This is a genomic window from Psychrobacter urativorans, from assembly GCF_904846675.1.
GTDB lineage: Bacteria > Pseudomonadota > Gammaproteobacteria > Pseudomonadales > Moraxellaceae > Psychrobacter > Psychrobacter urativorans_B.
Window position 1 is genome coordinate 1 of record NZ_CAJHBT010000009.1, and the last position, 21,317, is coordinate 21,317.

20 protein-coding genes are annotated in these 21,317 nt (G+C 43.0%); 5 read left to right on the top strand and 15 right to left on the bottom strand.

Features of this window, described 5'->3' with window-relative positions:
* Positions 1 to 115 precede the first annotated feature (115 nt).
* From JMY06_RS05820 to ispF, 3 genes are all read right to left on the bottom strand, one after another.
* Positions 116 to 670: a hypothetical protein gene (locus JMY06_RS05820; RefSeq protein WP_201617088.1), complete on the bottom strand. Its 555-nt coding sequence runs from the start codon at positions 668 to 670 to the stop codon at positions 116 to 118.
* 205 nt (positions 671 to 875) lie between these two features.
* Complete coding sequence (grxD, locus tag JMY06_RS05825) at positions 876 to 1,226, bottom strand: Grx4 family monothiol glutaredoxin (protein WP_201617090.1); 351 nt, start codon at positions 1,224 to 1,226, stop codon at positions 876 to 878.
* Positions 1,227 to 1,401: 175 nt separating this feature from the next.
* Positions 1,402 to 1,893 (bottom strand): 2-C-methyl-D-erythritol 2,4-cyclodiphosphate synthase, encoded by a 492-nt coding sequence (ispF, locus tag JMY06_RS05830; RefSeq protein ID WP_201617092.1) that lies wholly within the window; start codon positions 1,891 to 1,893, stop codon positions 1,402 to 1,404.
* A 199-nt stretch (positions 1,894 to 2,092) separates the two neighbouring features.
* Between ispF and mnmA the strand changes: the two genes are divergently transcribed.
* Together mnmA and purB are read left to right on the top strand one after the other, a co-directional pair.
* Positions 2,093 to 3,319, top strand: a complete 1,227-nt coding sequence (gene mnmA / locus JMY06_RS05835; RefSeq protein ID WP_227672205.1) for a tRNA 2-thiouridine(34) synthase MnmA — start codon at positions 2,093 to 2,095, stop codon at positions 3,317 to 3,319.
* 84 nt (positions 3,320 to 3,403) lie between these two features.
* A complete protein-coding gene (purB, locus tag JMY06_RS05840) occupies positions 3,404 to 4,801 on the top strand; it encodes an adenylosuccinate lyase (protein WP_201617094.1) in 1,398 nt (465 codons plus the stop codon).
* A gap of 122 nt (positions 4,802 to 4,923) precedes the next feature.
* Here purB and JMY06_RS05845 read toward each other — a convergent pair whose 3' ends face one another.
* Entirely contained in the window at positions 4,924 to 5,130 is a 207-nt protein-coding gene (locus tag JMY06_RS05845) for an NF038104 family lipoprotein (RefSeq protein WP_201617096.1), read from the bottom strand.
* Between the two features lie 147 nt (positions 5,131 to 5,277).
* Between JMY06_RS05845 and JMY06_RS05850 the strand changes: the two genes are divergently transcribed.
* Positions 5,278 to 6,450: a cupin domain-containing protein gene (locus JMY06_RS05850; protein ID WP_201617098.1), complete on the top strand. Its 1,173-nt coding sequence runs from the start codon at positions 5,278 to 5,280 to the stop codon at positions 6,448 to 6,450.
* Between the two features lie 100 nt (positions 6,451 to 6,550).
* On the opposite strand, the gene JMY06_RS05855 is transcribed toward JMY06_RS05850, so the two are convergent.
* The gene (locus JMY06_RS05855; RefSeq protein WP_201526029.1) at positions 6,551 to 7,972 is read right to left on the bottom strand and encodes an SLC13 family permease; all 1,422 of its coding nucleotides are present in this window, start codon (positions 7,970 to 7,972) and stop codon (positions 6,551 to 6,553) included.
* A gap of 434 nt (positions 7,973 to 8,406) precedes the next feature.
* On the opposite strand from JMY06_RS05855, the gene JMY06_RS05860 reads away from it, so the two are divergent.
* Positions 8,407 to 8,565, top strand: a complete 159-nt coding sequence (locus JMY06_RS05860; protein WP_201526028.1) for a hypothetical protein — start codon at positions 8,407 to 8,409, stop codon at positions 8,563 to 8,565.
* A 76-nt stretch (positions 8,566 to 8,641) separates the two neighbouring features.
* Here JMY06_RS05860 and JMY06_RS05865 read toward each other — a convergent pair whose 3' ends face one another.
* The gene (locus tag JMY06_RS05865; protein ID WP_201526027.1) at positions 8,642 to 9,343 is read right to left on the bottom strand and encodes a YoaK family protein; all 702 of its coding nucleotides are present in this window, start codon (positions 9,341 to 9,343) and stop codon (positions 8,642 to 8,644) included.
* Between the two features lie 175 nt (positions 9,344 to 9,518).
* Positions 9,519 to 10,328: an enoyl-ACP reductase gene (locus JMY06_RS05870; RefSeq protein WP_201526026.1), complete on the bottom strand. Its 810-nt coding sequence runs from the start codon at positions 10,326 to 10,328 to the stop codon at positions 9,519 to 9,521.
* A 331-nt stretch (positions 10,329 to 10,659) separates the two neighbouring features.
* Here JMY06_RS05870 and folE point away from each other — a divergent pair, with 331 nt between their 5' ends.
* On the top strand, positions 10,660 to 11,256 hold the full coding sequence (gene folE / locus JMY06_RS05875) for a GTP cyclohydrolase I FolE (protein WP_201526025.1): 597 nt from the start codon (positions 10,660 to 10,662) through the stop codon (positions 11,254 to 11,256).
* Positions 11,257 to 11,363: 107 nt separating this feature from the next.
* Here the strand turns inward: folE and JMY06_RS05880 are convergent, their stop codons facing one another.
* The 8 genes from JMY06_RS05880 to JMY06_RS05915 form a co-directional block, all read right to left on the bottom strand.
* A complete protein-coding gene (locus JMY06_RS05880; protein WP_201617100.1) occupies positions 11,364 to 12,551 on the bottom strand; it encodes a sugar transporter in 1,188 nt (395 codons plus the stop codon).
* A gap of 226 nt (positions 12,552 to 12,777) precedes the next feature.
* Entirely contained in the window at positions 12,778 to 13,191 is a 414-nt protein-coding gene (arfB, locus tag JMY06_RS05885; protein WP_201617102.1) for an alternative ribosome rescue aminoacyl-tRNA hydrolase ArfB, read from the bottom strand.
* Between the two features lie 111 nt (positions 13,192 to 13,302).
* Positions 13,303 to 15,033: an ABC transporter ATP-binding protein gene (locus JMY06_RS05890; protein ID WP_413786892.1), complete on the bottom strand. Its 1,731-nt coding sequence runs from the start codon at positions 15,031 to 15,033 to the stop codon at positions 13,303 to 13,305.
* Between the two features lie 40 nt (positions 15,034 to 15,073).
* Positions 15,074 to 16,210 (bottom strand): ABC transporter permease, encoded by a 1,137-nt coding sequence (locus JMY06_RS05895; RefSeq protein ID WP_201617106.1) that lies wholly within the window; start codon positions 16,208 to 16,210, stop codon positions 15,074 to 15,076.
* Positions 16,210 to 17,280, bottom strand: coding sequence for a microcin C ABC transporter permease YejB (gene yejB, locus JMY06_RS05900; protein WP_201617108.1), 1,071 nt, complete (start codon positions 17,278 to 17,280; stop codon positions 16,210 to 16,212). Before yejB ends, JMY06_RS05895 begins: the two co-directional genes overlap by 1 nt.
* 96 nt (positions 17,281 to 17,376) lie before the next feature.
* Complete coding sequence (gloB, locus tag JMY06_RS05905) at positions 17,377 to 18,156, bottom strand: hydroxyacylglutathione hydrolase (protein WP_201526019.1); 780 nt, start codon at positions 18,154 to 18,156, stop codon at positions 17,377 to 17,379.
* Between the two features lie 118 nt (positions 18,157 to 18,274).
* A complete protein-coding gene (locus tag JMY06_RS05910) occupies positions 18,275 to 20,107 on the bottom strand; it encodes an extracellular solute-binding protein (RefSeq protein WP_201617110.1) in 1,833 nt (610 codons plus the stop codon).
* Positions 20,104 to 21,225 (bottom strand): LysM peptidoglycan-binding domain-containing protein, encoded by a 1,122-nt coding sequence (locus JMY06_RS05915; protein ID WP_201617112.1) that lies wholly within the window; start codon positions 21,223 to 21,225, stop codon positions 20,104 to 20,106. Before JMY06_RS05915 ends, JMY06_RS05910 begins: the two co-directional genes overlap by 4 nt.
* Between the last annotated feature and the right edge of the window lie 92 nt (positions 21,226 to 21,317).

Here is a 21,317-nt window from a genome sequence, read left to right on the forward strand (position 1 = left end):
TCTCTTTGTTGTGGTAAACAAGAGTTTAAGGCGTTGCTTATTTTTTTCAACTATTCCCTAATTCTATACAGACCCTAGTAGGCGTTTAACGCTATTGTTATATTGAATATACTATTCAATAGTCGTTACCATCATTCATATTGTTGCTCGGGCTGAGCGGTACAATACGATCCGATTGACCACTGGCAAGCATATGCTGGCTACCATAACCTTCAGGATTGATTTGCAGATAAGCATTCATCTCCCCAATCGCATCACCATCATCACTGGCTAGAATCTGCTCTTTAATCATATCGACAGGCGGTAATGGCAGATTTTTAAGTAATGCTATGCGCTGCTGATTATCGCCCTTATTAACCACCAGTTCGATAAGCTGACGGGCGTCGATCGGTAAATCTGGTGTATTTTGTGCCAGTAATGCTAAATGATAAGCCCCTGCTGCATCTTGATCAGCAACAATGCGCTGCTCGATTGCAATATAAGTACCCTCGGTCGCGCCGCCTGCCACACTGAGCTGATGAATACACTTCAAAGCTGAATTCGGCTCGTTATTGGCAATATCAATAATACGTGTCGACTCTTTTTTTAAGTGTTCACGGCGCTGCTCAATTGCTTGCTGCTCAAGCTCTTCTTGATTAACGGCTTGTGGCTCAGTTGATTGATTATTCATAGATCTCTCTTATTATTTATTTTGCATGAATACGGTATTGGTCTTGAGCACTATATGGGGTTAAAAGCTGTGAAAACAATAAATTGCCAAGACAATAAAAAGCCCGAGGAGTCTATTTTAATAGACTCCTCGGGCTTACCTGTTTTTTAGACTAAAAATATATTTATTTGAAAACCACATATATCTGAATAAATAAGTCTAAATACTAAGCGGCTGGGCTATTTGATTCAACCAATGGCTTTAGCTCGCCTGATTGATACATTTGTAAAATGATGTCTGAGCCGCCCATCAATTCGCCATCAATCCATAGCTGTGGAAACGTTGGCCAGTTAGCAACCTTTGGCAAGGTCGTACGGATTTCTGGATTTTCTAAAATATTAACAAATGCAAATGGACGACCAATTTGTGTCAATACTTCGATAGAGCGCGCTGAAAAGCCACACTGCGGAAATTGCGGTGTGCCTTTCATATAAAGAATAACTTTGTTGTCTTTGATTTGGTCACGAATCAGCTGTTCAACATCGTTCGCAGCGGTATTTGGGGTTTGCTCAGTCATAAAAGCTCCTATGCATTAGGCAGTGGTTATATTAATGGTATTAAATGATGGTTATATTAAATATTAAAATGTACAGGTGGCTGCTAGATGGGGCAACAGCCGCCTTATTACAAGCACTAATAATGTGCTTAATTCTATATTTCTTATCTAAAATTAAATTTTCAAGAATTGCATACTAAATACCGGGCACTAATAATACCACGGCATTGGCCATGATGCCCTCTTGCCGACCGGTAAAGCCTAGCTTTTCAGTGGTGGTGGCCTTGATACTGACATTACTGACCGCCGTTTGCAAATCGCTGGCGATATTGTCACGCATGGCCTGGTTATAGGGAGCAAGTTTTGGGCGTTCACACATCACGGTGATATCAGCATTGCCAAGCGCGTAACCGGCTATTTGAACTTTATCATACACATAGCGCAGCAAAACTCGAGAATCAAGACCGGCATTCGCCTCGTCAGTATCTGGGAAATGCTGACCAATATCGCCAAGCGCTAAGGCGCCAAGCAAGGCATCCGCAAGGGCATGGAGTACCACATCGCCATCAGAATGCGCAAGCAAGCTATGACTATGCTCAATGGGCACGCCTGCCAGCACAACATATTGCTGCTGCTCGCCCGTATTATGAAAAGCGTGAACGTCGATACCTTGACCAATTTTTATCATGATTATTCCAAAAGCTATTAAAGGTGAAGTGAAAAACTCTAAAACAATTATTCCAAGGTCTATCAATGAAAGTCTATCAATGATTATTATGCGAGTTTTGAGCGTGGTTAGACGGCGCAAGTCGCCACCGGTTTCAATTAGCTGTTATAATATGACGCTTACTTTACCATAAGTTGTTGAGCGCTTTGTTATGTTAGCTATGTCAACCATGCCAGATACACCAGCCACGCCAGTTCCACACTCTTTTAACGCCCATCGCGCCTTAACCCTTACCGATATTGATAATCCGGCCACTACGCGGGTGATTGTTGGTATGTCAGGTGGGGTCGATTCCTCCGTGTCCGCTGTCTTGCTCCAGCAAGCAGGCTTTGTGGTCGAAGGTCTTTTCATGAAAAACTGGGAAGAAGATGACGGTACCGAATACTGTACGGCGATGGATGACTTAGCTGATGCACAATCAGTATGTGATAAAATTGGTATCAAGCTGCATACTGCCAACTTTGCGATGGAATATTGGGATCGCGTCTTTGAGCACTTTTTAGCGGAATATAAAGCGGGTCGTACGCCCAATCCTGATATTTTATGCAATAAAGAAATTAAATTTAAAGCATTTTTAGATTATGCTTTAACCCTTGGTGCCGACTATATTGCCACCGGTCACTATACGCGCCGGAGTGTCAACTATACTAATGCTGATGGCATATGCGTGGCCCAATTATTACGCGGTTTGGATAATAATAAGGACCAAAGCTACTTTTTACACGCGGTAGGTGGCGACAAACTTACTAAGACTCTATTTCCAGTTGGTGAGCTTGAAAAACCAGTCGTCCGTCAAATTGCTGAAGAATACGACCTCATCACAGCAAATAAAAAAGACTCTACCGGCATTTGCTTTATTGGTGAGCGACGCTTTAAAGACTTCTTACAACAGTACCTGCCCGCCCAAAAGGGCAATATTTTGACTGACGATAATAAGATTATCGGAACTCATGACGGGTTAATGTATTATACCTTAGGCCAACGCGGCGGTATTGGTATCGGCGGTGTTAAAGACCGTCCCGAAGAACCTTGGTTTGTATTGGCAAAAGACTTAGATAAAAATCGTCTGATCGTCGGTCAAGGACATGAGCATCCAATGCTGATGAGTACAGAGTTGCACGCTTATAAGCTTGATTGGGTCGATGGCTTGCCGCCTGTTGATATTTTCAGCACTGAAGGTTTGAGCTGTATGGCAAAAGTGCGCTATCGTCAACCAGATCAAGCTTGCATCGTCACCGCTACTAACAAGGACGGTAGTGAAGTACGAGTGGTATTTGATGAACCACAACGCGCAGTCACCCCTGGTCAGTCGGCGGTATTTTATATTAATGAGGTCTGCTTGGGAGGCGGCGTAATCGCGTCTATTGATGCGCCATGCGGATTTTAACACCATTTTCGGTTTTTCTTAATTTTCAAATGCTGTTTTATTTTTTAAGTTCTTTCACTCCTGATAACCACTTGAGGTATTGCTATGAGTCAACTTACCGCCCTATCCCCGATTGATGGTCGCTACGCATCGAAAGCTGACAGCTTGCGCCCTTATCTGTCTGAATTCGGTCTGATTAAAGCCCGTGTCACGGTTGAAATCCGCTGGTTACAGTCATTGGCTGATAATGATGCAATTGGTGAACTAGCAGCATTTGATACAGATACCAATGCATTTTTAAACGCTATCGTTGTTAACTTTAGTGAAAGCGATGCGCAAGCGATTAAAGATATCGAAGCGACAACCAATCATGATGTGAAAGCGGTTGAGTATTTTATCAAAGATAAATTCCGTGGTCAGGCTGCTTTAAATGATTCACTAGAATTTATTCATTTCGCCTGTACCAGTGAAGATATTAACAATCTATCTTATGCCTTGATGCTAAAAGATAGCCGAGCAATCGTACTCGATAAAATGCAGCAAGTGACAGATAGCATTGTTGATTTGGCGATTACCCACGCGGACCAGCCGATGTTGTCACGTACCCATGGTCAAACGGCCAGTCCAACGACCCTCGGTAAAGAGATGGCTAACGTTGCCTATCGCCTTGCTCGTCAAATTAAACAAGTTAGTCAAGTTGAGCTATTAGGTAAAATCAATGGCGCAGTTGGTAACTATAATGCTCACTATACAGCGTATCCTGATGTTGATTGGCAATCACATGCGGAGCAGTTCATTGACGAGCGTCTTGAGCTAACCTTTAACCCTTATACCACACAGATTGAGCCACATGACTATATCGCTGAGTTGTTCGATGCTGTCAAACGTTTTAATACTATACTTCTCGATTTTAACCGTGACATTTGGCAATATATTAGCTTAGGCTATTTTAAGCAGCGCCTAAAAGAGGGTGAAGTTGGTTCTTCTACCATGCCGCATAAAGTTAACCCGATTGACTTTGAAAACTCAGAAGGTAACCTTGGTGTTGCTAATGCCATGCTCGCGCATTTGGGTGAAAAGCTACCGATTTCACGTATGCAGCGTGATCTATCAGACTCAACTGTATTGCGTAATATCGGTGTCGGTCTGGCACAAAGCATGATTGCCTATGATGCGTGTTTAAAAGGCGTCAGCAAACTTGAATTGAATGCACAGCGCTTGAATGATGACTTAGATAATGCGCAAGAAGTATTGGCTGAGCCAATTCAAACCGTCATGCGCCGCTACCGTGTTGAAAACCCTTACGAGAAACTTAAAGCCCTAACTCGCGGTAACGCCATGACCCGTGAGGCGATGCTGACTTTCGTTGAAAGCGATGAGCTGTCTGCGGTTAGCGATAGCGATAAAGCGCGCTTACGTGAAATGACACCTGCCACGTACATTGGTAATGCGGCTGAACAAGCGCACTCTATCAAGGATTGGATTGCCAAGCTTAATAAATAACAGGCTTAATAAATAAATGACATAATTTAATTACTAACAAATACTAATTTATGTCACTCTAATCTATAACCTTATTCTTAATACTATGGTTTACCTTTGAAACATAGTAGGTGGGTAAGGTTTTATTTTTTATTCTTCTTATTCCTTTTGCCTTCATTATCGTCTTCATCGCCGCCAGGTATGATGGCTTTGGTAACTGCGGCGGTGCCTTTGACCACGCCTTTAGTAGTTTTGTAGGCAACTTTGACAGGTACAGTAACAATTTTGTGCACACAGGCTTGTAGTAAAAATATGCTGGCAAGTAGCGCGATAAGGGATAGCTTTTTCATAAAATTCCTATGATTGTTTGGCTGACTTAATATCAGTCATTAAATAGCTGGCAATCATAAACGATTAAATTATTTTTCTAAAGCAAACTTAATCTTTATCTTAAAACAATTAAAGTTTCAAACCAATTAAATGCCATGGATTTATCAATGACCGCTCTCGAACTTTGCTTACCTGATTCCATAACACTAGAACAATTTTTACGCAACTACTGGCAAAAAAAGCCGCTACTAATCAAGCAAGGCTTACCCCAGCTTATCGGTATGTTTGAGCCGGATGATATTTTGGGCTTAGCATTAGATGAAGACGCTACGGCTAGACTGATTACCCAGTCACCAAACAAACAAACCGATACGCCGCAATGGCAACTTAAAAAAAATCCATTGGCCGAAACTGACTTCGATAATTTACCTGAGCAGTGGACGGTATTGGTACAAAATTTAGAACAGTGGTCGCCTGAGCTGGGTCAGTTATGGCAGGCTTTTGACTTTATTCCACAGTGGCAACGTGATGATATTATGGTCTCATATGCACCTAAAGGCGGCTCAGTTGGTAAGCATTATGACGATTATGATGTATTCTTAGCGCAAGGCTATGGACAGCGCCGTTGGCAACTAGGCAAATTTTGTGATGAACAGACTGAGTTTGTCGAAGGCGAGCCGATTCGTATTTTTGATGATATGGGTGAGATTATCTTTGATGAAATTTTAGAGGCCGGTGATGTGCTGTATGTACCACCTAAACTGTCTCATTTCGGACTGGCACAAGATGACTGTCTGACCTTCTCTTTCGGCTGCCGTCGTCCTAATCTGATGCAAGTTATCGATAGCCTTGCTGATGTGGCCACTAATGATAGCACCTTGTTTATACCAATGATTTTGCCGCAAGAGCCGCAAGCTTCAGGTGAGTTACAGACTGAAAGTATTGATGCCATCACTCAGCAATTATTACAATTACTACAGTCGGACCGCGGTGCTGATATTATCCGCGAAGCGGTATGTGAAGTGGTGAGCAAGCGTCAATATGATGTCCTCATACCTGAAGAGACAGTGAATACCGATGAGATGATAGCAGCTTTAACTAATGGCGCCACGCTACAAGCAGACTATAGCAACCGCTTACTGTACAACCAAACGAATGAAGGTATAACTCTATACGCCAATGGTCAGCGGCTCGATGGGCTCGACGATACGGCAACAGCACTATTGCTGCGCTTAGCGAACGGCGCGCATTTGACCCTTGATGACATGGAAGGGATTGACCTCGACGAGGCGATGGAATGGTTAGAGAATGGTTGGATTTGGGTTGATTATGCTGGATAGTTTTTAATTAAAACCGTTTTACTTGCTCTCGTTTTTGCATAAAAAACCCGATGTCCAGCTACTGTACAGACATCGGGTTTTTATATTTATGGCTGCAATACTACAGTAAGAAGAAATACGCCCATAGCCCAACTATAACCGTACAAATGATATTAAGAATAACGCCGACACGTATCATCTCTGACTGCTTAATAAGGCCAGTACCAAAGACAATCGCATTTGGCGGTGTGGCGACAGGCAGCATAAAGGCACACGATGCACCGATACCAATGACCAAGACTAACACTTCTGTTGGCAAGCCCATTTGCTCAGCGATAGCAGCAAACACCGGTACTAACAAGGCGGCTGAGGCTGTATTTGAGGCAAACTCGGTCAAGAAAATAATAAAGCCCGATACGGCAATCATAACCACGATAATCGGTGCAGCAGACAAGGCATTTGCAACCGTCATACCTAGTACCAGCGATGCGCCTGAGACTTTTAACACTGTTGACAAGGCGATACCACCACCAAACAGCATGAGTACGCCCCAATCGGTATTATCAGAAACTTCTTTCCATGACACTAAGCCTAAGCTCACCACAGCGGCGGCGGCTGAAAGCGCGATAACCGCATCAGTATCTGTAATATCAAATGCCGCACCGATTTTTTTGGAAAATATCCAGCTCAGCGCTGTCACAATAAAGACAATAATCGTCACTATGCGCGGCTTTGTCCATGCAATAGCCTCATCTTGAGCAAGCGTCACTTTACGATTAAGGTTGGGCTTAAGAACTAAATACATAGCGCCTATTATGACTGGCAGCAGCACCAACATAATCGGAACACCAAACTTCATCCAATCAATAAAAGCGATATCAAGTGCCTTAGCAGCAATCGCATTAGGCGGTGAACCAACGATAGTCCCTAAACCACCTAGGCTAGCAGAATAAGCGATACCCAATAGCACGAACACAAAAGTGCCACGGTCTTTTTCGCGGTCAACTTGCGTTAAGATACCCAGTGCTAACGGCAACATCATTGCAGCAGTAGCCGTATTCGATATCCACATTGATAAAAATGCAGTTACCCCAAATATCAAGAATACCGCCGTACTAAGCTTACCGCCTGACATCGATAGAATCTTGAGCGCAATCTTCTTATCTAATTGCTGCACGTGCAAAGCCGCTGCTAAAGCAAAACCCCCAAAGAACAAATAAATGATGGGGCTGGCGAAGCTTTGTAAACCGATTTTGGCATCAAAGTCTGGTATGCTAATTAGCGCGCCCACAATCACTACCAACAGCGCCGTGATGGTCACATGCACCGCTTCGGTCAGCCATAGCGTACCGATAAAAAACAGCAAGGCTAAGCCTTTATTAGCATTGATATCGAACGGTAACACATTATAAATGATCACACTGATAATCGCGGCAATCGCAACCACTATCAACCCTTTACCCGTCCCCTTCGGAAAGGTGTCGGTAAATAAATACTCATTGCCACCATTGGGAAGATGGCTGTCTAGTTTTTGCTCTGACATAAAGTGTCCTTATTGCGATTGTGCTGAGAGAGAAGGATAGAAAAATATATAAATTAAATAGCAGGTTTTAGCGGTAAATGATCACTCTAAAGTTGTCTTTGGCACCAATAAATCGCTATCGTAGTAGAGGCTTTTCTGCCAAAAATTTTGTTATACACTTGATTTTTCTGTACACTTGATATAGAAATAGTTATTAATTTATCAGTAGTCAGCGATAAGTATTCATTTCTCAATCTGTCAGTTAAACAGAGAGCTCATTACATATCAATACCAAATGAGCCTCATTGCTCCCTGTACAAGACCAAAATGCTATTCCATACTTAGTATAAGCTTTAAATATAGCTTCAATAAAACAACTTTAATGAGTAGTGGCTTATGAACGACTACTGACAAACCTCTACATTAAACCTGATAACAACAAACTGGAGTATCTTATGGCGCGCAATAAAATTGATTCAACGACCAAAATGGCACCGAAGGATATCAATCAAGATGATCTTGCCGAAAAAGACCAACAACGCACTGATGAATGCGCTCTTGATATGATGCAGGCTATGCATGAGCACGAAGATCATGAAGAAGAAGATAAGTAGCCGTTAATGATAGCCCAGCTGTACTCTACCTTTAAAAATAGAGTATTTACACTTATACGAGTAACGCAAAAAGCGTTTATCTAGTTGATGAACGCTTTTTGCGTCTAGGCTGCCGCTTTTCTGGTAGGTTATCAGAGGCATAGTTATAAATAAAAGCAGCTGTCAACACAATAGCAATCGGTACAAATAGCGCTCCGTAGCCGACTCTCACGTACAAGAATGCACCTACTGCCCCGCCACCGCAAAAGCAGTACCAAATAATAGCTTGAAAGCCGAGGGTTGGCTTACTAATGGTTCGTCCCGCCAGCCAGTTGCCAATAGCTGCGCCCATATCTGAGGTCAAACCAGTTAGGTGGGTGGTGCGAATCACGGCCCCGCTATAAGTTGCCACCATCGCATTTTGTAGCCCGCAAGCCATTGCCGCTGCTAATTGTCCCAAGTAATCGTGCTGCTGATATAAAAAATAGCTGGTGAGCAATAATGCCGCTTCAATATACAACGCGCTACCGTAACGTCTGCCCAGCTTTAATGACGTCTGACCAATGACAAAACCACTTAATATTGCCCCAGCCAAAAATGCTAACAGTGATGCGCCAATATATAAAATACTGGGCCCATCAAAATGAGCCACAGCTGCTGAAAACAAGCTGACGTTACCGGTGACATGTGAGACCGATAGATTGGTAAAACCCATCAATGCGGCGGTATTGACACAGCCAGCGCTAAAGGCCAGCACCGCCCCGCCCCACAGTATCCAACTCGGAAGTCTCGTTATCATGATTCCGCCACCTATGAGCTTGTCAGCAAAAAAAGCCCATAGTATAACCAAAAAAGACAGCCTTTTGGCTGCCTTCCTGATATCTATAACAACAAGCGCTTAAACGTCAGTGCTTAGTTAATGGTAAATCCATAGCTATTCACTCACTATTAACCGTTTAAGTGAATAATTTATACTACTCTTTTGGCTCATCCAGCATCATTAACTGCTCACTGATAGCAACGGTATTAAAACCAGCATCGACGAACATAATTTCACCAGTAATACCCGATGCCCATGGCGACAACAAGAACAACGCGGCATTACCCACTTCCATTTGGCTAATATTACGCTGTAATGGCGCAATTTTTTCACTGATATCGAGCATTTTACGGAATGACTTAATGCCACTCGCTGCAAGGGTGCGAATAGGACCGGCTGAGATAGCATTCACGCGAATACCTTCTCCGCCCATTGAAGTTGCTAAGTAACGAACGCTGGCCTCAAGACTGGCTTTTGCCATGCCCATTACGTTGTAATTTGGCAATACAGAAATGCTACCTTCATAAGTCAAAGTCAACATAGAACCATGACGCATTGCCAGCAGCTCTCGTGCCTCTTTTGCTAAAGCAACAAAGCTATAGCTTGAGATATCATGGGCAATCTGACTGCCTTCGCGAGTAGTGGCACTGGTGAAGTCGCCATTAAGCTGATCCATCGGGGCAAAGCCAATCGCGTGCACCACGCCATCAATACCGTCGCCCCAATGAGCAGTGACTTGCTCAAAGCAAGTGGCAATAGAGTCATCAGAGGCCACATCACACTCAAGTACCAAGTCCGCTTCGAACTTTTCTGCTGCCATATCCACCCGTTTTTTAATCTTATCATTCGGATAGGTTAGAATTAAAGATGCCCCTTCACGGTGCAATGCTTCGGCGATAGCCCAGGCGATAGAGAGTTTGCTGGCAATGCCGGTGACGACAAAACGTTGTCCTTGAAGTAGCATAATATGTCCTTGTTGACCGATCGAATGTAATTTATAGATTCGATGTGATAATTAAAATCGCTGCAGCATTGATTGAGATAAGCTGCAGAATGGAGGAATGAAAAGATGTCTTATTATACACGAATCAAATTAAGTAAACAGTCGTAAACTATTGGCTATTAATTATAGGTTAAGCGTCATTAAACCATTAAGAATTCTCTATATCAGTATGAAATTGAGCAACTTTCAAGTATAATCACAGCCCTCCCAGCTTGCACTCTTCTCACAAAATCCTTTACAAAATAGGATTCAGCGTTAAGCTATACCCACATTTTGGATGGCTGCCAAACTTATGAGTAATACCCCAATAATAACTTCAGATTATCAACAAAACATTGAGTCCTATCGTCAATTGATTAACTCAACTGGCGAAGATCTAGAACGTCCTGGTCTTGGAGATACCCCCATGCGCGCGGCAAAAGCCTTTGCGCATTTAACCCAAGGCTATCATCAGAGTTTAGATGAAGTGGTCAATGATGCGGTATTTCCATCCACCAATCGCGAGCTAGTATTGGTACAGAACATTGAATTTTATTCATTGTGTGAGCACCATATGCTACCCTTTCACGGTATTGCTCATATTGGTTATCTGCCTAACGGGCAAGTACTTGGGCTGTCGAAATTTGCTCGAATCGTCGATATGTTTGCCCGTCGTTTGCAGATTCAAGAGAACCTTAGCGAGCAAGTAGCGCAAACTATTATGGATGTGACTGGTTGTCGTGGCGTCGCCGTGGTGATGGATGCCGCTCACATGTGCATGATGATGCGCGGAGTCAATAAGCAGCATTCAACGACTCGAAGTACGGCGATGCTAGGCGAATATGTGCATGATAACCAAGCACGCAATGAGTTCTTGAACGCAGTACCTAAACGCCAACCCGCTTTTTAAAATATTAAAATTTAAAACATCAGTTAAAAACAAAAAAGGATGCTTATGCGTCCTTTTTTTGGTTAATTTTTAAGTGTATTTGACGATGAAAAGCTCAACCTTTCCGCTTAACGTAATGCAGAAAAACGTTTTATCATAAACATCATAAGTAGCAGCGCTACACTAGCGACAGCAGCACCAACGAACCCCACACTCGACAGCGAGATATGCGTGACGGCATAGCCACCGAGCAAGGCACCGGTGCCAATGCCTAAGTTAATAACGCCAGAGAACATCGACATCACCATATCTTGAGCCTTAAGATCAATCATAATGACCCGCGCTTGAATGGAGATGATAAGCAGCATGAGTGCTGCGCCCCATAGTAATGAGTTTAGGCTAAGCGTCCATATTGAGGTAACTGCCAACGATAGCGTGACCAGCGACAGGAGTATCAGTACTATCGATACCAATATTAACATCGTATTAGATTTATCTCCCCAACGACTGAATATAAAACTGCCAATCAATCCTGCCCCACCGAACAGCAGTAGCACGAAGGTAGCCAAGTTTTCACTGATTGAGCCCACCTGACGCATAAAAGGTTCGATATAAGAGTAAGCGGAATAATGAGCCGTAAAAACCAAAAAGCAGAACAGATACAGACCAACCAATAATGGATTTTTAAGTAATTCTGGAACTTTTTTGGCAGACCCCTCGAACATACTTGGCAATGTTGGCAACAGCTTGGCTTGTAAAATAAACACCACAAAGGCAATTACCCCAATACCGCCAAAGGTAGCTCGCCAGCCAAACCATTGACCAATCAGTCGTCCTAAGGGAACACCCAGCACCATCGCTAATGACGTACCAGTAGCAAGCACACTAAGTGCTAGAGCCTTTTTACCTTCAGGCGCAACGCGGAGTATTATCGCCGCTGTAATCGACCAAAATATCGCATGTGATAAAGCAATACCAACGCGACTGATCAGCAATACTTGAAAACTCCACGCAAAAACGGACAAGGCATGGCTGGCAATAAATACGGCGAACAGTGCCAATAGCAAGCGCTTGCGCTCAAGCTTACCTGTAAGCAGCATCAGCGGTAATGACATGGCAGCGACAATCCATGCATACAGCGTTAGCATCCAACCGGTCTCTGCAGTAGTAATTGAAAAATCTTGGGCAATATCGCTTAACAGGGCCACAGGGACAAATTCTGTGGTATTCACTATGAATGCACTAATACCCATCAAGAACACTCGAATATATTGAGTGCGGATAGAGTCCGTGCCCGCCTCGAGGTTGTGTTTCATAAAATCCAATAAAAAATAAAAACAAGTGCCAATACAGCACGATTAGCCCGAAAATGGGTGTGAAGACTTAGGTGTATAAACATTTAACTATATAGCAATCTTGGTAATATAAGGATGGCGTGGCAAGTTACCAAGCGAATAGCAGCATTTAAAGTGGATTTTTGATAATGGGGGATTTTTGGTAATGAAAATAGACTTAAAACCATTAGAAACAGAACCAGTAAAATCAGAAATCAACTTTACCTCGCAACGATTTTGTCCTGCCTCGCTGCGTTTTTTGGTCCATACGTTTGCGCCGGGCGTTCTTACTCGGTTTACTGAGTCTGCGGGTTTTATTAACGTGGGTAGCATTTATTATAAATTGCTGCAGGCGCTCAAAGGCATCGGTCTTGTTTTTTTCTTGGGTACGAAATTGCTGCGCTTTAATAATCAGCACGCCTTCTTTATTAATTCGGCTGTCTTTGCTGGTTAATAAACGCTGTTTTTGAGAGTCGCTCAAACTTGACGCTCTAATATTAAAGCGTAGATGAATGGCAGAGGATACTTTGTTGACGTTTTGACCGCCGGCACCTTGAGCACGTATGGCGTTAAGTTCTACCTCATGATCATCGAGGCTGATATTATGGCTTATAAAAATCATGGTCTGCTTTTATGTAAAATAATCAGTATTTATTGCTTATCATAAACCATTATTTAATAGGCTGCTACTTGCAAAATATTTAGCTTAGGGAAAGCAAAGTAAGTAATAGGGTTATATAGTACTCGCCTGCAATAAGCGCTGGGCATACGGATGCTGTGGATGATTAAAGAGTGTTTCAGTAGCTCCGGACTCCACGCATATACCGTCTTTTAGTACCATAATGTGCTGGCATAAAGCGCGCACGACTTTTAAATCATGGCTGATAAAGACATAGCTAATTTGGAGTTTTTCTTGAATTTCACGCAGTAAATTAACCACTGTCATTTGCGTGGTACTATCAAGCGCAGAAGTTGGTTCATCCAAAATAAGCAGACTTGGCTGCATAACCAAAGCTCGAGCAAGCGCTACTCGCTGGCGCTGACCACCGGATAACTCATGAGGATAACGCTGCGCAAACTCGCTAGGTAAATGTACAGTCTCAAAGCTATCAATAACCGCTTGCTGACGTGTCGCTTTATCAACACCTTGTACCAGTAGACCTTCCTCGATAATCTGCAATACCGTCATGCGTGGATTAATACTGGCAAATGGATCTTGGAATACCATCTGAATTTGAGCACGGAATTTGCGCAGCTCATTTTTAGACAATGCCGTAATATCTTGACCATTAATCATTATCTGACCGTTAACCTGCGCCTGATTACTGAGTAGCTGACTTAACGCTAGCGCAATAGTGGTTTTACCAGAGCCGGATTCGCCAACAATACCTAGTGCCTGCCCTGCCTGTAAACTCATATCCAAATATTTTACCGCATCAAACCAGCGTTTGGTACTGCCAAATAAGGTTTTTTCTACGGCAAACTTTACTTGTAAACCACTTACTTGCAGTACTGGCAGTTGCTTATTTTGAGAAGGAATACCTTTTATACTAAGCGCTGTACCAAAGTCTTGCTGCATCAAGGTACGCGTATAATTGGCTTTTGGATTAGCAAAAATCGTAGCCGTATCACCTTGCTCAATGGTCTGCCCTTGACGCATAACGATAATGTTATCGCTATAACGACGCACAAGGTTAAGGTCATGGCTAATTAAAATCATCGCCATATTATGCTCACGCTTAAGATTATCCAGCAGTGCTAAAATCTCATGCTGCAAGGTAACATCAAGCGCGGTTGTTGGCTCATCGGCAATTAAAATATCAGGTTGTTGTGCCAACGCCATCGCAATCATTACTCTTTGGCGCTGCCCGCCTGACAGTTCATGCGGATAACGATTTAACTTATCAGCAGGGTCAGTAATATTGACATCGTTTAATAGGGTAATGCTTTGCGCACGCCATTGCTTTTTGGGTGTGCCGCTTAGTCGCAGCGACTCAGCAATTTGCTTGGCGACGGTATGTAGTGGATTGAGCGCCGTCATCGGTTCTTGAAATACCATGCCGATACGCTGACCACGAATTATTTTTAACAATTTATTGCGTGCGCTATCATTAGCTATCGGTAATCTGGTCATGCCTATTTTATCTGGCGATGTTTTATTTGATAGAGTTTTACTTGGTGATTTTTTATTTAATAACCCTGCCAGCTGCACATCGCCAGTAATAACGAGACTTTCGGGCAGTAAGCCCAATAATGCCAAACTGGCAATCGACTTACCGGAACCGGACTCACCAACAATAGCTAAGGTCTCGCCTTGTCGCAGCTGATAGGACAAGTTATCAACCAAAACCACCCCTGTACGCGTGACAACACTTAAATTATCAACCATTAAAATTATTGCAGCTTTGGGCTTATTAGTGTCGAGCTTATTAATATTGTTTTGCGACAAGCTATTATTTTGCATCACAGTGTTGTGATTGGCATTGATGTTGGTCGTTGTCATATTAAGAGCACCTCGGATCAAATGCATCGCGCAGCGCTTCACCAATAAAGATAAGCAACGATAGAATCAGAGTCAAACTAAAGAATCCGGATAAGGCGAGCCACGGTGCATCAAGATTATTTTTCCCTTGTACCATCAACTCCCCAAGAGAGGGTGAACCAGGCGGTAGCCCATATCCTAAGAAATCTAGTGAGGTCAGTGCAATAATATTGGCAGTTAAAATAAAGGGCAACTGCGATAAGCTTGATGCCAACGCATTAGGTAAAATATGCCGAAGCATAATTTGAGTGTCAGAAACCCCTAAATTACGAGCGGCGCGAACATAATCAAAATTACGGGCACGCAAAAATTCTGCCCGCACTAAGCCCACTAAGCCCATCCAACTAAATAACAACATCAATGCAAATAGGACGGTGATGCTGGGGCTAAATAGACTGACCAAAATAATAATCATAAACAGCTGCGGCATCCCGCCCCACACTTCCATAAAGCGCTGACCGGCTAAATCAACCCAACCACCATAATAACCTTGAATGGCACCAATGATAATACCGATAATCGCCCCAGCTATGGTTAGTGCTAACCCAAAGATCAAAGATAACCGCAAGCCATAGAGTATTCTTGCCAGCACATCGCGCCCCATATCATCGGTGCCTAACCAATTTTGGCTATTGGGTGCGGCTGGATAAGGAATACCCAATTCAACGTTGGGCGTCTGATCGGCAAATGGAATAAACGGCATTAAATAATAACCCTCAGCGTTAATTAGTGCTTGTACCGCAGGATCTTTATAATTAGTTTCAGTCTCAAATATACCACCAAAGGTAGTCTCTGGATAAGCTTTCATTACTGGAAAATAATACTCGCCGTCGTATTGGACTAATAATGGTTTGTCATTGGCAATCACATTAACAGCCATACAAATCACAAAGACTAGCGCAAAGATAATTAACGATATCATGCCAAGACGATTACGACGAAAGCGATTAAGACGTGCCTGCCAAATAGGATTTAGACGGCGTTTTTTTGATTTGGATAGAGGGGAATCAGCCGCGTAAGGCGACTTAGGATTAGGCAATTCAGAATCAAGGAGCTGATTATCTATGGAGTTAGTAGAAGGCGTATGATGGCTTGACATTAGCGCCCCTCAAAATCAATGCGCGGATCAATTAAGTGATAACTTAAATCACTAATAAGCTGCAATAACAATCCAACTAAGGTAAAGATAAACAGCGTGCCAAATATCACCGGATAATCACGCTGTTGAATGGCTTCAAAACCTAACAGCCCTAAGCCATCAAGCTTAAAGATAATCTCAATCAAAAAATTGCTGGCAAAAAATATTCCGACGATAGCGGCTGGAATACCGGCGATAATAATCAGCATGGCATTACGAAATACATGACCATACAATACTTGGCGCTCGCCTAAGCCTTTGGCACGCGCAGTCAGTACATATTGCTTACCTAATTCCTCTAAAAAGCTAAACTTAGTCAAATAAGTCAGACTCGCAAAACCGCCAACGGTACTTGCCAGCAGCGGTAGCGCTAAATGCCAAAAGTAATCTTTAACCTTACCGATAACAGATAATTGATCGAAATTCTCTGAGGTCAGTCCTTGTAGCGGAAAGATGTGCCAATAACTGCCACCTGCAAAAAATACCAATAAAATCACCGCAAATACAAAAACCGGTATCGCATGCCCTACCGCTAGCAGCATAGCAGTCGCTTTATCAACAGCCGAGCCATGATGCATGGCTTTATAAACACCTAACGGAATGGCAATCAGATAAATAAGCAGCGTACTCCACAGCCCAAGCGATATCGATACCGGTAGCTTCTCTACTATCAAATCTGTAACTGACTGTCCTTTAAAGAACGACTCACCAAAATCTAGGCGCGCATAGTTTTTTAACATTAACCAAAAGCGTTCAGGAGCCGATTTATCAAAGCCATATTGAGCTTTGATAACTGCCACCATCTCCTCTGATAGACCACGTGTACCTTGATAGGTACTATTATTAGCGCCGGCACTACCCGCGCCAATGTTAGCATTGAGCGCATTGTCTTTAGCACCTTGTTCTATCAGTGCTAATTGCTGCTCAACGGGACCACCGGGGGCCGCTTGTACAACCACAAAGTTCGCCAGCAATATTAAAAATAGCGTCGGTAATATCAGTAGCAACCTCTTTAAGATATAACGACCCATGATGGCGACTTCCTAAAGTAAAAAACATGGCAATAGCTAAAATTGGCAATTAAAAGTAGTGATTAAAAATGACGATCAAAAATAAAACAATAGCCATTAAAAATTATTCTTAAGCGTACGCAATGCTGCAAATACCGTTAATGGTTTGTCATCCTCAAGCTTCACCTTAGACTCTACCCCTGCTATCACACTGGCTTTATCCGCACGTAAAAATACGTTGACCGCACGCTCATGTTCTAAAGTTACTGGTAAAGTCGGTATCCCCTCTGCTGTTTTTTCTTCGGCCTGTAACAGGGCTTGCTGTATGTCATCATTTTCAGGTTCGATAGATAGTCCAAAGCGCATGTTACTGGCCGTATACTCATGCGCTGGATACAGTAAGGCATCAACAGGCAAACTATTTAAACGCTTAAAGCTTTCATATAGCTGCTCAATTGTGCCGGTAAAGACACGACCACAGCCCCCACTAAATAAGGTATCGCCGCAAAAGCAATGCTTAAGCCCATCAACATCTAAAATATAGGCCATATGACTGGCGGTATGACCTGAGACATCCCAAACTTGAGCGGAGCAGCCCCAAGCGCTAACGGTACTACCATCTTTAATGGTCTGATCTTCATCAACGTTATGTTCACTGTGCGCAACAAGGTGAGTCATTGGAAAATGCTCTTGCAGTTCAGCCACGCCGCCAATATGATCATGATGGTGATGAGTCGTCCAAATTGAGGTCAACTCCAGCCCCTGTGCTTCTAGATACTCGATAACTGGCGCAGCTTGGCCAGGATCTATCACAATGGCTTGCTTATTGCTCTCATTGATTAATGTCCAAATATAATTGTCATTAAACGCTTTGACGGGATGGATACGAATACTCATGCTAAATCCTTATTAGAGGTTTTATTTATTAAAAGCCATCTTTATGAAAAATGATATTTATAAAAGTCATGTCTATAAAAACTATACCTATAATATAGCAGGCTATTAAGCCAACCGCTTATTTTCGCAGATACTTATCAACACGCGCTTCAGCTTCTTTGTCAACCCACCAATAATCAACGCCAACGGCATTGGTAGGTAGTTTTTCGGTATGTCGGTATTGATTCCAGTAAGCTACTGTAGTCTCAGACCTGCCGTATAGCGGTACCAAATAGTGACCGGCGCGCAGCAATCGATCAAGCACCTGCGTATATAGAATAATCTCATCACGGCTCTCAGCATCACCGAGCGCAGTAATTACCTTATCAATCGCTGCATTTTTGATACCGATAGTATTGTAATTACCGACTTCATCGGCTGCAGTGCTCCCCCAAAATGTCGCTTGTTCGGCCCCAGGAGACAGACTTTGAGCGAACACATCGACAGTCATATCATAATCAAAACGGCGCTTGCGTTCTGCATATTGCGGCCCATCGACTTGGCGTAAGGTGGCATCAAAACCTAACCGCTGCAAATTACGCAGATAAGGTAACAATACACGGCCCATTGTATCACCGGTCATCAGCATTTCAATTTTAGCAGACTTACCATCAGGCTGATAAAGGTGCATATCTTTATAATAGAATCCGGCATCTAACAATAATTGCCGCGCCTTTAATAATCCTTCACGATTAAAACCGCCGCCATCACTGGTTGGTAATTGCCAATCCTCCAACACTGCTTGCCGTTGCATCGGCTCGAGCTCAGCTAATAAAGGTGTTAGTACTTGCATCTCTTGCGCTGATGGGGTGCCAGTCGCGGCTAACTCTGAGCCATAAAAGAAGCTTTGCAAGCGCTCATATTGCCCATGAAATAAAGTCTTATTCATCCATTCAAAGTCATAAGCGGCGGTTAAGGCCTCGCGCACCCGAATATCTTGGAATATTGGCCGACGCATATTCATAACCAGACCTTGCATCGGCACTGGATTTTGACTGCTTATAGACTCTTTATTAATCATTCCAGCTTTGACGGCACGGAAGTTATAACCAGTCGCCCAATTAGCGGCTTTATTTTCGGGACGAAAGCGGTATTGACCCGACTTAAAACCTTCAAAGGCAATCTCATCGCTTTGATAATAGACGAACTTAATCATATTAAAATTATAACGACCGCGATTAATCATTAAATCACGGCCCCAATAATTAGGGTCACGTACATAGCTGACTGAACGTCCAGCATCAACGTGTCCGAGCTGATAAGGGCCACTTCCCATAAGCGGGGTCAAGCTAATTTTCTCAAAACTGGTATCAATAGAGGACTTGGAAAAGACTGGAAATTGACCGACTGTGAGTAGAATTTCTTTATTGTCATCAGAGGCAAATACGAATTTTACTCGCTGCTTATCAAGGGTCTGTATCTCTTTAATATCACCCAAATAGCTACGAATAAACATCGGTCCTTTAGTCAATAAGGCATCATAAGTTGCCTTAACATCGGCGCTGGTAACCGGCGTGCCATCCCAAAAGCGAGCGGCGGGATCGATATGATAAATAATCCAACTGCTATCGTCAGGATCATAAGTGACACTACTCGCCAGCTGTGGATACATGGTGAAGGCTTCGTTTAAAGAGCTGGTCATCAGAGTATCGTATAGATAATCAGTACCAATCATTGCCACACCAGTGGTCATCCACTTATTGGCCGCATTAAAAGTGCCGCGCGCATCAAGCGATAACGTACCGCCCGTTGGTGCATTGGGGTTGGCATAGGGCATATGATGCGCATCAACATACTCAGCAGTACTATTATGCCCAAATGCTGTGGTCGTAATTGGCGCTGCCATACCGACTGGCATCCAGCCGATGGCTATACTTAATAAAGCTGTATTTAGTAGGCCATTCTTTATCATAGCTTTTTATTATAGGGATTAGGGCTTGTCTTTTTTACAGTTTCACCGGGCAACGTTAATAGTTGTCCAATCTCTAGAGGCGCAGAGTATTCTATGCCGCTTAGTTTTGCTATCGTCCTAAAGTCTAACTTAAACTTATTAGCGATACCTGTTAGTGTATCACCCGGCTGTACTTTATATTTTCTAGGTACTGTTGTTTTAGATGCCACTATCGGTGCTGCAGCGCTCGCCGCTTTACCGGTCGTTGTCGCTTTATTATTTGCTTTATTTGCCACCGCGGGAACGGTTAAAGACCTACCAAAATATAAGGTATCGCTCACTTTCATATCGTTTGCTTGTGCCAAGGTATTCACATCTATTTGATATTTATTGGCGATTTTTGCTAGAGTTTCCCCATACTTGACCAAGTGATTTTCTTCACTTTTAGTATTCAAGTTTTTACTATCGTCATGCGCAGTCGTAGATGCAGGGGTGCTAGTCGGTTTGGGTTTGGTTTTAACTTGAACGCTAGGTGCTGTCTTAGGCTGTATGGTAGGTGCTTTAGCTGGAACAACAGGCGTTACTTCTGCTGCTTGAACATTCTTTACTGCCTTAACTTTAACAGGCGCGGTTGTTTTAGTTAGGTCTTCGCTAATATCTGTGATGGGCGGAGGTGTCACTGCTTCCTTTACTGCTGCTAACTTCACATCAGGGCTAGCAGAATTTTTACTCACAGGAATAACGAGGGTAGTATCAATCAATAGTCCCGATTGCGGGCTTAAATTATTAACACGTGCCAGCTCAGTAAGGTCGATATTATATTGTTTAGCGAGACTACTTAAACTATCTCCGGATTTAATTCGATGTAGGTTATGGCGCTTATCTTTATCTGGTATCTCTAACACTTGGCCTTTTTCTACGCCACTAACCCCTAAGATTGCACCATTGGCATCGATTAACTCTGTTTTTGTAATATCATAACGTGCTGAAATATCTTTTACTGTCTCCCCTGACTCCACCACATGTTGGGTCGCCGCCTGTGCATGACTGACCAATAATGCACCCATTAATAGCACACTACTTTTTGAGCAGTATGCTGTCATTATAGTGTGCGCGATATTTGCAGCTGATGTTTTCAAAACTATCTCCTTAACATTAATATCCAATAAATTTTTAATAAATAAAACTCTAGTAAGCCACTAAGCAAGTATCTTTAGCAAAAAATTAAGAC